The sequence below is a fragment of the Catenuloplanes japonicus genome, from assembly GCF_000717135.1.
Classification (GTDB): Bacteria; Actinomycetota; Actinomycetes; order Mycobacteriales; family Micromonosporaceae; genus Catenuloplanes; species Catenuloplanes japonicus.
Window position 1 is genome coordinate 83,214 of the sequence record NZ_JNXY01000031.1, and the last position, 13,679, is coordinate 96,892.

The 13,679-nt window shown below is 71.2% G+C and carries 12 protein-coding genes; 6 read left to right on the top strand and 6 right to left on the bottom strand.

The window, feature by feature from the left end; all coding sequences use genetic code 11:
* The first annotated feature begins 79 nt into the window (after window positions 1-79).
* Entirely contained in the window at window positions 80-1,567 is a 1,488-nt protein-coding gene (locus OP04_RS36150) for a sugar transferase (RefSeq protein WP_033344438.1), read from the top strand.
* A 977-nt stretch (window positions 1,568-2,544) separates the two neighbouring features.
* Window positions 2,545-2,682 (top strand): hypothetical protein, encoded by a 138-nt coding sequence (locus tag OP04_RS54985; protein ID WP_198154106.1) that lies wholly within the window; start codon window positions 2,545-2,547, stop codon window positions 2,680-2,682.
* 293 nt (window positions 2,683-2,975) lie between these two features.
* Here the strand turns inward: OP04_RS54985 and OP04_RS36155 are convergent, their stop codons facing one another.
* Complete coding sequence (locus OP04_RS36155) at window positions 2,976-3,488, bottom strand: MarR family winged helix-turn-helix transcriptional regulator (RefSeq protein WP_085067048.1); 513 nt, start codon at window positions 3,486-3,488, stop codon at window positions 2,976-2,978.
* A 38-nt stretch (window positions 3,489-3,526) separates the two neighbouring features.
* Window positions 3,527-4,738 carry an ROK family transcriptional regulator gene (locus OP04_RS36160; RefSeq protein WP_232323870.1) on the bottom strand — a complete coding sequence of 404 codons (1,212 nt, stop codon included), beginning with the start codon at window positions 4,736-4,738 and terminating at the stop codon, window positions 3,527-3,529.
* Window positions 4,739-4,813: 75 nt separating this feature from the next.
* Here OP04_RS36160 and xylA point away from each other — a divergent pair, with 75 nt between their 5' ends.
* Both xylA and xylB read left to right on the top strand, forming a co-directional pair.
* A complete protein-coding gene (gene xylA / locus OP04_RS36165; RefSeq protein WP_033344439.1) occupies window positions 4,814-6,001 on the top strand; it encodes a xylose isomerase in 1,188 nt (395 codons plus the stop codon).
* A gap of 3 nt (window positions 6,002-6,004) precedes the next feature.
* Window positions 6,005-7,393: a xylulokinase gene (xylB, locus tag OP04_RS36170; protein WP_033344440.1), complete on the top strand. Its 1,389-nt coding sequence runs from the start codon at window positions 6,005-6,007 to the stop codon at window positions 7,391-7,393.
* Window positions 7,394-7,443: 50 nt separating this feature from the next.
* Here xylB and OP04_RS36175 read toward each other — a convergent pair whose 3' ends face one another.
* Both OP04_RS36175 and OP04_RS36180 read right to left on the bottom strand, forming a co-directional pair.
* On the bottom strand, window positions 7,444-7,644 hold the full coding sequence (locus tag OP04_RS36175) for a DUF397 domain-containing protein (protein WP_033344441.1): 201 nt from the start codon (window positions 7,642-7,644) through the stop codon (window positions 7,444-7,446).
* An 89-nt stretch (window positions 7,645-7,733) separates the two neighbouring features.
* Window positions 7,734-8,591 carry a helix-turn-helix domain-containing protein gene (locus OP04_RS36180; protein WP_033344442.1) on the bottom strand — a complete coding sequence of 286 codons (858 nt, stop codon included), beginning with the start codon at window positions 8,589-8,591 and terminating at the stop codon, window positions 7,734-7,736.
* Between the two features lie 161 nt (window positions 8,592-8,752).
* On the opposite strand from OP04_RS36180, the gene OP04_RS36185 reads away from it, so the two are divergent.
* Together OP04_RS36185 and OP04_RS36190 are read left to right on the top strand one after the other, a co-directional pair.
* Window positions 8,753-9,325 carry a GNAT family N-acetyltransferase gene (locus tag OP04_RS36185; RefSeq protein WP_033344443.1) on the top strand — a complete coding sequence of 191 codons (573 nt, stop codon included), beginning with the start codon at window positions 8,753-8,755 and terminating at the stop codon, window positions 9,323-9,325.
* 121 nt (window positions 9,326-9,446) lie between these two features.
* A complete protein-coding gene (locus OP04_RS36190) occupies window positions 9,447-10,874 on the top strand; it encodes an MFS transporter (protein WP_051799621.1) in 1,428 nt (475 codons plus the stop codon).
* Window positions 10,875-10,926: 52 nt separating this feature from the next.
* Here OP04_RS36190 and OP04_RS36195 read toward each other — a convergent pair whose 3' ends face one another.
* Together OP04_RS36195 and OP04_RS36200 are read right to left on the bottom strand one after the other, a co-directional pair.
* Window positions 10,927-12,576, bottom strand: coding sequence for a glycoside hydrolase family 13 protein (locus OP04_RS36195; protein ID WP_033344444.1), 1,650 nt, complete (start codon window positions 12,574-12,576; stop codon window positions 10,927-10,929).
* Window positions 12,573-13,616, bottom strand: a complete 1,044-nt coding sequence (locus OP04_RS36200) for a LacI family DNA-binding transcriptional regulator (protein ID WP_033344445.1) — start codon at window positions 13,614-13,616, stop codon at window positions 12,573-12,575. Before OP04_RS36200 ends, OP04_RS36195 begins: the two co-directional genes overlap by 4 nt.
* Window positions 13,617-13,679: the final 63 nt, after the last annotated feature.

Consider the following 13,679-nt stretch of genomic DNA (forward strand, 5'->3'; position numbering starts at 1 on the left):
TGACGCCTTCCGGGCGCGGATATTCTGCCACCGGCCCCACTGACGATCATGGGCCGGCAACAACGGGTGGGGAGGGTCGATGACGTCTGCAACGCTCACGCCGGCGCCCGAACAACGGCGACCGGACATCCCACGGGACACCACCGTCTCCGCTCTCCGCATCCGGCAGCGCCACTACGTCCGTACCCTCGTGATCGTCGACGCCGTCGTGGTCGCGGTGGCCGTGCTGGCCGGCTTCGTCGGGCGCTTCTACGACACGCCCGTCGTCGGCGTCGAGGTGCCCTACTTCGTCATCCTCCCGGTGCTCGCCGTCGTCTGGCTCCTCACGCTCAAGGGCCTGCGCTGCTACGACGACCGCGTACTCGGCTACGGCGCGGACGAATACCGCCGGATCTTCTCCGCCAGCGCGCGCGTCGCCGGCGGCGTGGCCATCGCCGGGTACCTCATCGACATCGGCGTCGCCCGCGGCTTCCTGGCCATCTCGTTCGCGCTCGGCACCGCGCTGCTCATCCTCGCCCGCTGGCTGGCCCGCAAGCGCCTGCACCGGCTCCGCGGCAAGGGCCGCGGCTGGTCCCGGCGCGTGCTGGTGGTCGGCGACGCCCCGCACGTGCTCGAACTCGTCCACACGCTGCGCCGCGAGCCCTACGCCGGCTACCACGTCGTCGGCGCCTGCATCCCCGACGCGCTCCTGGCCCCGGTGCCGCAGCGCCTCGGCGACGTACCCGTGGTCGGCTCGTTCCGCACCATCCTGGACGCCGTCGCGGCCACCGGCGTCGACACGGTCGCGGTCACCGCCTCCGGCGAACTCACCGCCGGCCGCCTCCGCCGCCTCGGCTGGCAGCTCGAAGGCACCGACGTCGACCTGGTCCTGGCCCCCGCGCTCACCGACGTGGCCGGCCCGCGCATCCACACCCGCCCCGTCGCCGGCCTGCCGCTCATCCACGTCGAGGCCCCGGAGTTCCGCGGCGCCCGCAAGGTGGTCAAGGCCTTCGTCGACCGCAGCATCGCGTTGCTGGTCACGCTGGTCGCGCTGCCGGTGATGGCCGCCATCGCCATCGCCATCAAGATAGACAGCCGCGGCCCGGTCATCTTTCGGCAAACCCGCGTCGGCATGGACAGCAAGGAATTCGGCGTCTTCAAGTTCCGCACCATGGTCACGAACGCGGACGCGCTCCTCGCCGACCTCCAGGCCAAGAACGAGACCGACGGCCTGATGTTCAAGATGCGCAACGACCCGCGCGTCACCCGGGTGGGCCGCTTCCTCCGCAAGTGGTCCCTCGACGAGGTGCCCCAGCTCTTCAACGTCCTGCTGGGCCACATGAGCCTGGTCGGCCCCCGGCCGCCCCTGCCCTCCGAGGTGGCGCGCTACGACGGCGACCTCGCACGCCGCCTGCTGGTCAAGCCCGGAATGACCGGCCTGTGGCAGGTCAGCGGCCGCTCCGACCTCTCCTGGGAGGACGGCGTCCGCCTCGACCTCTTCTACGTCGAGAACTGGTCCCTCGCCGCCGACCTCACCATCCTCTGGAAGACGCTCGGCGCCGTGGTCCGCTCCCGCGGCGCCTACTGAGCTACCGCGTCATCTTTCCCGCTTCCGCTGCGGGCCAGGCTGTTTGCTCCCGCGGGCGCTCTGCTGACCTGGGGCCGAGCCCCAGACCCCACGATCCTGATCTTCCCGCTTCCGGTGTGGTGGCGGCCCGCATGCTCCCGCGGGCGCTCTGCTCACCTGGGGCCGAGCCCCAGACCCCACGACCACAATCTTCCCGCTTCCAGCGTGGTTGCGGGTCCGCATGCTCCCGCGGGCCAACCTCCGACGTGCCGAAGACTCCGCTGGCGCTCCGCTTCGGCCCGCCGATCGGAGCCGGTTCCGCCGTGGTCACCGTGAGCCCTGTCTCGATCAGCCGGGCGCTGGCGCGCCCGAAATTTCATGTTATTGGTCGCTCTGGGTGTTCTGGTTGCGCTTTTGCCTCCGGCGGGCCTCCGGCGGGCCTCCGGCGGGCCTCCGGCGGGCCTCCGGCGGGCCTCCGGCGGGAGCCTCCGACACCGGGGCGGCGGAAAGGCAATTTCAACGGCGAGGCCCCAGATCCCGGGTGGTGGGGTTTCGTGCGGCCTGTCTGCCCCGTCTGCCGTCGACCCGGGACAAGCCGAGCAGATCATCGGCAGGGCCGCCGGCTTTGGTCTGTCGTGCGGCGGCTTCATGGTTCTTGCGTTTGGGTGGTCGCCTTGGGTTGATTGGCTGCGGTTCGCGGGTGGTCCGGTTTTGAGGGTTGCGTCGGGCGGTCCGGCGCCGGTCAGCGTCGTGGTCGGGTTCAGGCTTGCGTGACGCGGTTTGCTGCCGGTGCGTTGGCGGCGGCCCTGCCGATGATCTGCTCCCCTGCGGGCGGGTCGACGGCATACGGGGCAGCCAGGCGGTCACCACTGTGGGTGCTTGCGCATAAAGGACAAAAGACCCGCCCGCAGGCGGGCGAAAAGTGTCTCAAGATCCTTCCGACTGTCATGGCTCTTTGCTTGGCCGAGTAACAGCCATGACGGTCGGAAGGATCCTCGATGGCGGCAGAGGGCTGTCTGGATCGTGGTTACCGGGGCGCTTCGCGCCCGAAATTTCGGCATATTGCGACAACGGGGCGCTGGCTGATGATCGTTGTTGCGCTCACTGTTCTTTCGGGGGCGCTGAAAGAGCAGTGAGCGCAACAACGATCTTGGGGTCGTCGCCGCCGAGCTCTCGGCGTCAGGCTGCGGCGCCGCTGCGGGCCGCTATTTGCCCCGATTCGGACGTTAGGTGTTCCTGAGCCGTAGTTCGCGCCGGAGCTCGGGTTCTGTTCCGAAGGCAGGAGCGGTCAGCTATCGGCACGCTATGCAGCGCTATTTCGGGAAATTTCGGGCACGGCGCCAGGGGTGATGGTGGGCGCTGACGCTGGCCGGCAGAAGGGGAGCGGGGCAGGAAGTCCCGGGCGGGGAGCGGCGGAGGAGTAAGAGGGTCAGGCGGTACGGACCGCGGGGCTGGCTTCCTCGGCGGGGCGGGCGGCGGTGCTGAAGGCCAGCAGCCCGGCGAGCAGGGCGGCGCGGGACGCCGGGGGCATGCGGGAGAGGACGCCGCTGAGCTGGTCCCGGCGTTCGGCGCGGACCTCGTCGAGGAGCGAGCGGCCCGCGGACGTGAGGATGAGGGCGATCTCGCGCCGGTCGGCGCGGCCCGGCTCGCGTTCGAGCATGCCCGCGGCGACGAGCCGGTCGCAGAGGCGGCTGGCCGAGGAGAGGATCATGCCGAGGTTTCCGGCGAGGCCGCCCAGGTTGATGCCCTCGTCCTGTTCCACGACGAGAAGGGCCCGCAGCTGCGAGCCCGAGAGGCGGTTGGTGGCCTTTTCCCGAGCGGTGTCCCACACACCCAGCAGCGCTTCGGCCGCCTCATCGATCGCGGCGGCGTCGGCGGTGACGGCGGCGGTCGCGGGGGCGACGGTGGGATCCGGCCGGTTTGGCCCATGCTGTACGGCCATCGTCCGCCGAGACTACCCCCGCCATGTATGCCGTGTCTCTATGCCTTACCGGGTGAAGCGGGGACCAGCCAGGCGGCGGGCTCCTCGTGCACCGCGCGGATGACGGCTCCGGCCGCGCCGACGACCGCGGCGTTGCTGCCGAGACCGGCGGGACGGACCCGGACGGGTGACCAGGCGGCGGTCAGCACCCGGTCCGCGATCTGGGCTTCGATGCCGGGGCGGAGCCACGGGGTGAGCGGCGCGTAGATGCCACCGAGCACGACCGTGTCCACGTCCAGCAGGTTGATCACGCCGGCGATGGTGACGCCGAGCGCGTCGGCCGCGGTGGACAGCCGGGCGAGCGTGGCAGGATCCCCCCGCTCGGCCGCGGACACGAGATCGGCGACCGAGGCACCCGGGGAGACGGCCGAGGCGCCCGACGAGAGCAGCGCCTCCTGGCCGGCGTACTGCTCCAGGCAGCCGTGGGCGCCGCACCGGCAGGCGGGACCGTCCGGGTGGACCGCGACGTGGCCGAGCTCGCCGCTCCAGCCGCGCGCGCCGCGGAACAGGCTGCCGTGCAGCACGATGCCGGCGCCGATGCCGATCTCGCCGGAGACGTAGAGGAAGTCGGCGGAGCCGGGCGAGCCGTGATGGAGTTCGCCGAGCGCGGCCAGGTTGGCCTCGTTCTCCACGGTGAGCGGGCCGGGCGTGAAGCCGGAGGCGTCGACGTCGCGCCAGCCCAGGTTCGGCGCGAGGCGGATCGTGCCGTCCGGGGAGACCAGGCCGGGGACGGCGACGGCCGTACCCACGATGGTCAGTCCTTGATCTTCGGCGGCGAGGACCGCGCGGGACGCGAGCGCGGCGGCCGAGGCCAGCACGGTGGCCGGGTCGACGCCGCGCCGGTCGCCGGGCTGGATCTCCCGGTGGCGGACCGCGCCGGCCAGGTCGAGCACGCACGCGGCCAGGTAGTCGACGTTGATCTCGAGGCCGAGTCCGGCGGGGCCGTCCGCGTCGTTGAGCACGAGTCCGACGCCGGGCCGGCCGGCGCCGCTGCGGGGCGCGGGGGAGACCTCGCGCAACAGCCTGCCGGAGACGAGATCGTCGACGAGAGTGGAGACCGTGGCACGGGTCAGGCCGGTGGCGGCCGCGATGTCCGCGCGGGACTGCGGGCTCACCAGCGCAACCTGCCCCAGCACCAGCCGCAGGTTGTGCTGGCGCAGGCTGGCCTGCCGCACCGGGACGTCCGCACTGAGAGAGATCCCGAAAATCACGGGGTTGACAATGCCACACGCCGCTCAAATAATTCAACCGTTAAACAAATCGTGGATGTTACGTGGAGGTATCCCATGGCCGCTAAGCCCACTCCCGCGGACAGGTTCACGTTCGGCCTCTGGACCATCGGCTGGACGGCCCGCGACCCCTTCGGTGAGGCCACGCGTGAGCCGCTGGACGCGGTCGAGGCGGTGCACAAGCTCGCGGAGCTGGGTGCCTACGGCATCACGTTCCACGACGACGACCTGATCCCGTTCGGCGCGGAGACGGCCGTCCGGGACGAGCAGATCAGTCGTTTCAAGAAGGCGCTGGACGAGACCGGCCTCAAGGTCCCGATGGTGACGACGAACCTGTTCACCCACCCGGTGTTCAAGGACGGCGGCTTCACCAGCAACGACCGTTCCGTGCGGCGTTTCGCGCTGCGCAAGGTGCTGCGCAACATCGACCTCGCCGCCGAGCTGGGGGCGAACACGTTCGTGCTCTGGGGCGGTCGCGAGGGCGCGGAATACGACCTGGCCAAGGACATTCGTGCCGCGCTGGAGCGCTACAAGGAGGGCATGAACCTCCTCACGCAGTACGTGACGGACAAGGGTTACGACATCCGCTTCGCCATCGAGCCGAAGCCGAACGAGCCCCGTGGCGACATCCTGCTCCCGACCGTCGGTCACGCGCTCGCGTTCATCGGTGAGCTGGACAAGCCGGAGCTGGTCGGCCTCAACCCCGAGGTGGGCCACGAGCAGATGGCCGGGCTCAACTTCGCGCACGGCATCGCGCAGGCGCTCTGGCACGGCAAGCTGTTCCACATCGACCTCAACGGCCAGCGCGGCATCAAGTACGACCAGGACCTGGTCTTCGGCCACGGCGACCTGCTCAACGCGTTCGCACTGGTCGACCTGCTGGAGAACGGCGCGCCCGGCGGCGGCGAGGCCTACTCCGGCCCGCGTCACTTCGACTACAAGCCGAGCCGCACCGAGGACTACGACGGCGTGTGGGCCTCCGCCGCGGCGAACATGCGGACCTACCTGCTGCTCAAGGAGCGCGCCGCCGCGTTCCGTGCGGACCCGGAGGTCCAGGAGGCGCTGGCCGCCAGCGGCGTCGCGGAGCTTCAGAAGAACACCCTCGACGCCGGCGAGACCCTCGCGGACCTGCTGGCCGACCGGGGCAGCTTCGAGGAGTACGACGTGGACGCCGCCGCCCGCCGCGGCTTCGGCTTCGTCCGCCTCAACCAGCTCGCGGTCGAGCACGTCCTCGGGGCGCGATAACCGATGCCACTCGTCGCCGGGGTCGACTCCTCGACCCAGTCATGCAAGGTCGTGATCCGGGACGCGGAGACCGGCGAGCTCGTCCGGGAGGGCCGCGCGGCCCACCCGGACGGCACCGAGGTCCACCCGGACGCGTGGTGGAGCGCGCTGCGGGAGGCGTCCGCGCAGGCCGGCGGCCTGGACGACGTGGCCGCATTGAGTGTGGGCGGCCAGCAGCACGGCATGGTCACGCTGGACGACAACGGTGAGATCGTCCGCCCCGCGCTGCTGTGGAACGACACCCGTTCCGCCGGAGCCGCCGAAGACCTGATCCAAGAGCTCGGGGGTACGCAAGCGTGGTCCGACGCGGTCGGCCTGGTCCCGGTCGCCTCGTTCACGGTCACGAAGCTGCGCTGGCTGGCCGACGCCGAGCCGGGGAACGCGGACCGTACCGCCGCGGTCTGCCTGCCGCACGACTGGCTGACCTGGAAGCTGGCCGGCAGCCTCGGCCTGGACGGCCTGCGCACGGATCGCAGTGATGCCAGCGGCACCGGTTACTGGTCCGCCGCGACCGGCGAGTACCGGACCGATCTGCTCGAGATGGCGTTCCGGAGAAGGCCGATCGTCCCCACCGTGCTCGGTCCGGCCGAGGCCGCCGGCGTCACCGGCAACGCGCAACTCGCCCCCGGTGCCGGGGACAACGCCGCCGCCGCGTTCGGCGCCGGCGCACAGCCCGGCGACGTGCTGGTCTCCATCGGCACGTCCGGCACCGTCTTCTCCGTCGCGGACACGCCCGCGAACGACCCCAGCGGCATCGTCGCCGGTTTCGCGGACGTGACCGGCCGCTTCCTGCCGCTGGTCTGCACGCTGAACGCGGCCCGCGTGCTCACCACGGCCGCGGCCATGCTCGGCGTGTCCGTGGAGCGGTTGTCGGATCTCGCGCTGGAGGCACCGTCCGGCGCGGACGGCCTGGTGCTGGTGCCCTACCTGGAGGGTGAGCGCACGCCGAACAAGCCGCACGCGTCCGGCGCCGTGCACGGCCTGACGCTGCGCACCGGCACGCCTGCCCACCTGGCCCGCGCGGCCGTGGAGGGCATGCTGTGCGCGCTCGCGGACGGCCTGGACGCGCTGGTCGCCCAGGGCGCCACGGTCAACCGGGTGATCCTGGTCGGCGGCGGCGCCCGCTCCGAGGCGGTACGCCGGATCGCGCCCGAGGTCTTCGGCCTGCCGGTCGTGGTCCCGCCCCCGGGGGAGTACGTGGCCGACGGCGCCGCCCGTCAGGCCGCCTGGCTCGCGCTCGGCACCGCCCCGGCCTGGCGGCCGAAGGACACCCGGGAGTACGACGGCGCGCCCGTCCCCGCGATCCGTGCGCGGTACGCCGAGGCCCGCGAGCTGACCGTGGACCGCGGGTAGCGCCAGCACGAGAAAGGGCCCGCCGGTCGGCGGGCCCTTTCCTGCAAAAGTCAGTTGGTCCGGATCAGATCGCTGGTGAGGAAGGTCCGCCAGCTCTCCGGGGCGAACGTCAGCATGGGTCCCTGAGTGTCCTTCGAGTCGCGCACCCCGACGACGTCGTCGCCGAGCTGGGCGAACTCCACACACTGTCCCTGGCCGTTACTGCGGCTGCTCTTACGCCACGTGGCCTCGGACGGATACGGCGCAGCCATTGTGCGCCCTCCTACTCTGTTGATCTCGCCGACGTTGTGCTGTGAAGCCGGACAGAGATCAACAGAGGTCGCCCGCAGCCAGGCAGTCTTCACCTGGGAGCGAACGCGTCCGCCTTCACACTGAGTAGTTTAACGCTGTCCACCGGGGATAGCGCAATCGCTCTCATATGGTCATATGCCGTGGCATGCGTAGCCACGTGCTCGGGACTGTCCAAAAGCAACGCGCCGGAGAGATTCTCCAGGTAGACCACGGTGGGATCGCCGGGGTCGGCGAATTCCATAATGGTGAAACCCACCCCCATCCCGGCATACGGCCCCTGCCCGAACGGTAGGACCTGAATGGTGACGTTGGGTAACTGGCTGGTGTCCACGAGATGCCGAAGTTGCGCGGCCATCACGTCGGGTCCGCCGATGACGCGCTCCGTGACGGACTCGTCCAGGATGAGCCACAGTTTCGGCGGTGCCTCCCGGCGCAGGATCGCCTGCCGGGCCATCCGGAGCTCCAGGCGCTCGTCTATCCGCTCGGCCGAGTCCTCCGGGAACTCCGCGGCGATCACGGCGCGCGCGTACTCCGGCGTCTGCAGCAGGCCGGTCACCAGTTGGATGTCGACGATCTGGAAGCCGTCCGCCTCGTTCTCGAACGCGACGTACCCGGCGAACCACTGTGGCATCGAGCCGGAGTAGTCCACCCACCAGCCGTGCTCACGTGCGTCGCGGGCCAGTTGCACCAGCGCGGTGCGCACCTCGGGGGTCACGCCGTAGACACGTAGCAGGGTGCCGACCGTGCGCGGCTGGACGCGGATCTGTGCGGTCTCGATCCGGGAGAGCGTGGACTTGCTGACCTTCGCCTCGGCAGCGGCCTGTTCGATGGTCAGGTCCGCCGCCTCCCGCAGCCGCCGCAGCTCGGATGCGAGCCGGCGCCGCCGCACCGTCGGATGGGTTCCCATACGGCTGAGTGTCGCTGATGCAGGTCATGACCAGGTAACCGGCTCCCGGAAATTCAGGGAAGATCCAGCCATGGAAGTTGCTCCATAGTGGGAGTTGCATCGCGCGTTTAAGGATGCGAATCTACGAACGGTCGAGTGAGCATCGCGGGGAGGCAGGTGGAGTGCGCCCGACGATCACGAGGGCCGATCCGTCCGACGCACACTGGGCGGCCGACCTGACCGCCCGCGCCTTCGAGGGCCTCGCGCCGATGGTCTGGCTGGTCCCGCCGAGACACCGGCGCCGTGCGATTCTCACCGATCTCGTCCGGTTCTATGTGGATGCCGCGCTGGAGATCGGCGAGGTTTTCCGCTCCGAGAGCAGGGATGCGGTCGCGGTGTGGCTGCCGGGCGACGGCGACCACATCGACGTCACGCTGGGCATCGAGTTCGCGGACCGGTTCCGGCACGTCGGCGAACTGCTCGCGGCGCACCGTCCGGCAGCGCCGCACCACTATCTCGCGTTCATGGCCGTGGAGCGCAACCGGCGCGGCGAGGGCCTGGGCGGCGCGCTGCTGCGGGCCGGGCACGCGCGGCTGGACGCGGAGGGCCTCCCGGCGTACCTCGTCTCCGGCAATCCCGCGGCCCGGGATCTCTACGCGCGGCACGGCTACGTCGCGGACCGCCCGATCCTGCTCCCGGACGGCGCGCCGTTCTGGCCGATGTGGCGCCCGGCCGAGGCCAAAGACCCGGCATGAGCGAAAACTGAAGTACCCTCCCGGATGAGCAATTTTCCACCTGGCGAGCAGGCGAACGCCGGGGTCGGGGTCGGCGGGACGCGCGCACACGGGTTGGGACCACGTTGAAAAAGGCTCAGTCATGAGGGGCGGCGGCGGGCGGGTGCACCGCTCGTACAGCGTGGTGGTCTTCGTCGTGCTCGCCTCGCTGGACAACGTGGTCATCGGGCTCACCCCGCCGCTCTACGGCCGGATCGGCGACGGGCTCGGCGTCGGCCGTGGCGCGATCGCCGGCGTCATCTCGATGACGTACCTGGTCAGCGCCGTCGCCTCGGTCATCTGGGCCTACAGTGGCGACCGCACCGACCGCAAGCGCCTGCTGATGTCCGGCACGCTGGTCTGGGCCGCCGGCACCGCGGGCACCGCGCTCTCCGCCGACTTCGTCATGTTCGTGATCGCGCAGCTGACCGCCGCGGCCGGGCTCGGCGCCGTCTCCTCGGTCGGCTTCTCCGTGGTCACCGACCTGATCACGCCGCGCCGTCGTGGCCTGGTGATGGCGTTCTTCGGCCTGGCCCAGGGCATCGGCTCGCTCAGCGGCACGCTGCTCGGCGGCCTGCTCGGCAACGCGGACTGGCGGCGCCCGTTCGCGGTGCTGACCGTGGCCGGGCTGGTCGCGACCGTGGCCTATCTGTTCACCTACGACATCCGCCGTGGGGAGAGCGAGCCGGAGCTGGCCGAAGCGGCCGACTACGACTACCGCATCTCCCGCCGCGACCTGCCCCGCATCCTCGGCAACCGGTCCAACGTCTGGCTGGTCGCACAGGGGTTCACCGCGCAGATCGCGTTCGGCTCGCTGGTCTGGCTGCCGGTGCTGTTCACCGAGCGGGCGCGCCACCAAGGCTACGACGACAGCACCGCGGTCGTGGTCGGCACGATCTTCACCACGTTGTTCCAGCTCGGCGGCGCGCTGTCGATCATCGGCGGCGTGCTCGGCGACCGCCTGCAACGCCGCAACCCGCGCGGCCGTGCGCTGGTCGCGGCCGTCGGCGTGCTCGGTGCGCTGCCGTTCTACGGGATCCTGTTCTACGTGCCGATGAAGATCGACGTGCCGAACGGCGGGTCCAGCGGCCAGGTGGTCGGCGCGGTGCTGGCCAGCGTGGTCAGCGAGCCCACGGTGGCGTTGAGCCTGCTCACCGCGTTCACCGCGCTCGCGTTCACGTCCGCCAACTCGCCGAACTGGTTCGCGCTGATCGGCGACGTCAACCTGCCCGAGCACCGTGGCACGGTCTACAGCATCGGCAACCTGGTCAACAGCCTCGGCCGCGCCGGTGGCAACGCGCTGATCGGCGTGGCCGCGAAGGCGCTGTCCGGCGCGTTCCCGCCACCGCTCAACTACGCGGCCGGGCTCGCGCTGTTCCAGCTCTTCTTCGTGCCGACCGGCGTCATGTACTGGCTGGCGTCCCGCACGGCGCCGCACGACATCAAGGCCGTGCACGACACGCTGCTGGAAAGAGCAAACCAAGATCAAGATCAAGAATCAGCCGAGGGTACGGCCCGAGCGCCGGCCTGACCGGCCGGGCCCACGCCGTACCCCCTCAAGATCTTGATCTTTCAAAGCCCGGTCAGGCGCGCAGCCAGACCGTCACGTCCGACGGCACCACGCCCGCCGTCTCCAGCGGGTGGCTGGTCAGGACGACCTCGGCGCCCTCCGGCAGCGTGACCTCGTCCGGCCCGAAGTTGGTCAGCACCCGCACGCCGCCGTTCGTGAACGACAGCACCGAGTTGCCCGTCGAGTCGTGCCAGATCAGCTCGCCGCTGCCCAGGCCCAGCTCACGCCGCCGGCGCAGCGTCTCCCGGTAGAGCTCGTAGGTGCTGCCCGCGACGCCGCGCTGCCGGTCGAGCGCGTACTCCGCCCACAGCCGCGGCTGCGGCAGCCAGCTGGCGTCCGTCGGCCCGAAGCCGTAGGACGGCGCATCCGCCTCCCACGGGATCGGCACCCGGCAGCCGTCGCGGCCGCGGCGCTCGTGCGAGGACCGCTCCCACGTCGGGTCCTGCCGCGCCTCGTCCGGCATGGTCATGTGCTCCGGCAGGCCCAGTTCCTCGCCCTGGTAGAGGTAGGCGCCGCCGGGCAGGCTCAGCATCAGCAGCGTGGCCGCCCGGCCGCGGCGCAGGCCCAGCACCGGGTCCGGCTGCGCGTCGCCGATGCCGATGCCGTCCGGGCGCGGCGTGCCGACCGGCAGGCCCAGCCGGGACGCGTGCCGCAGCACGTCGTGGTTGGACAGCACCCAGGTGGTCGGCGCGCCCACCGAGTCGTTCGCGGCCAGCGAGCGGGAGATCACCGAGTGCTGGTCCGGCGCGGTCCAGTGCGCCTCCAGGTACTCGAAGTTGAACGCCTGGTGCATCTCGTCCGGCCGCACGTAGGCCGCCAGCCGCTCGGCCGGCTGCACCCACGCCTCCGCGACCAGGATGCGCTCGCCCTCGTACTCGTCGAGGACCGCGCGCCACTGCCGGTAGACCTCGTGCACCTCGTCCTGGTCCCACATCGGCGCGCGGCGTCCCTCGACGCCGTCGCCGGTGGCGCCGTGGATCGGGTACTCCCAGTTCGCCAGGTCCCGCTGCTTGATCAGGCCGTGCGCGACGTCCACCCGGAACCCGTCCACGCCCCGGTCCAGCCAGAACCGCAGCGTGGTCACGAAGTCCGCCCGGATCTCCGGGTTGTCCCAGTTCAGGTCCGGCTGCGCCGGGTCGAACAGGTGCAGGTACCACTGGCCCGGCGTGCCGTCCGGCTCGGTGATCCGCTGCCAGGCCGAGCCGCCGAACACGGCGGACCAGTCGTTCGGCGGCTCGTCGCCGTTCGCGCCCTTGCCGTCCCGGAAGACGTACCGGTTGCGCGCGGGGCTGCCTTTCTCCGCGACCAGCGCTTCCTGGAACCACGCGTGCGCGCTGGAGGTGTGGTTCGGCACCAGGTCCACGATCAGCTTCAGGCCGCGCGAGTGCGCCTCGCCGATCAGCTTGTCCGCGTCCTCCAGCTGCCCGAAGATCGGGTCCACATTGCGGTAGTCGGCCACGTCGTACCCGGCGTCCGCCTGCGGCGACGGGTAGAACGGGGACAGCCAGAGCGCGTCCACGCCCAGCTCGACCAGGTGGTCCAGCCGGCCGGTGATGCCGGGCAGGTCGCCCAGGCCGTCACCGTCGCTGTCCGCCCAGGACCGCGGATAGACCTGGTAGATGACGGCGTGCCGCCACCACTCGCTGCCTTTGTGCGTGTTCAGGGTCTCTCTCCATCCTCAGAGGTGATCTCCGGTCCAAGTGTGCGGGGCGGCGGTGCCGTCGACTCACGAATGGTGAGGTGTGTCGGCAGCAGCACATCGCCCTGCGGCCCGGTCGGCGACAGCAGCGTCTCCACCGCACGGCGGCCCTGCTCCGCGGCCGGCTGGGCGACCGTGGTCAGCCCGACCGCGGGCGCCAGGTCGTGGTCGTCGATCCCGATCAGGCTCACGTCCTCCGGTACCCGCAGCCCGTGCCGGCGCAACGTGGTCAGCGCGCCCATCGCGGCCTCGTCGCAGATCGCGTAGATCGCGGTGAACGGGACACCGCGGCGCAACAGCTCCTCCGCCGCGGCCGCGCCACCGGCCAGGTCCAGCGCGCCTTCCACCTCCAGCGCCGGGTCCGGCACGATCCCGGCGTGCCGCAGCGCCTCGTGGTAACCCCGCTGCCGGTCCACGTGCGCGGTGAGCGCCAGCTCGTCCGAGGACTTGCCGCAGATCCGGGCGATCCGGGTGTGGCCCAGCCCGATCAGGTGCCCGACCGCGTCGCGCGCCGCGGCCACGTCGTCTATCCGCACGCTCGGCCAGCCCGGCACCGGCGTGCCGGAGCTGACCGTCACGCCCGGCAGCTCCAGCCGGCTCACGGCCGCGAAGTCGTCCGGCTGCAGCGGCATCGAGATCATCATGATCGCGTCCACGCGCTGCCGGAGCGCGCCGGTGCGCAGCAGCTTCAGCCTCGCCTGCTCGCTGCCGCCGAGGTTGAACAGCAGCACGTCGTACCCGGCCTCGTGCAGGCTGTGCTCCGCGGCCTCCACCACCGTGGAGAAGAACCAGCGGGTGATCCTCGGGACCACCACCCCCACGCAGCCGGTACGGCCCCCGGCCAGCCGCGACGCGCTGGGCGAGGCGATGTAGCCCAGCCGGGTCGCGGCCTCCAGCACCCGTTGCCGGGTCGCCTCGGAGACCATCGGCAGTCCGCGCAGGGCCCGGGAGACGGTGGCGGTGGAGACCCCGGCCTCCCGGGCCACGTCGTCGATTCTGATCACGTCGTCACCTTCGCGCTCTCACCATGACGGCCGGCCGCTTCTGCCCGCGGCCGGCCGTCATGT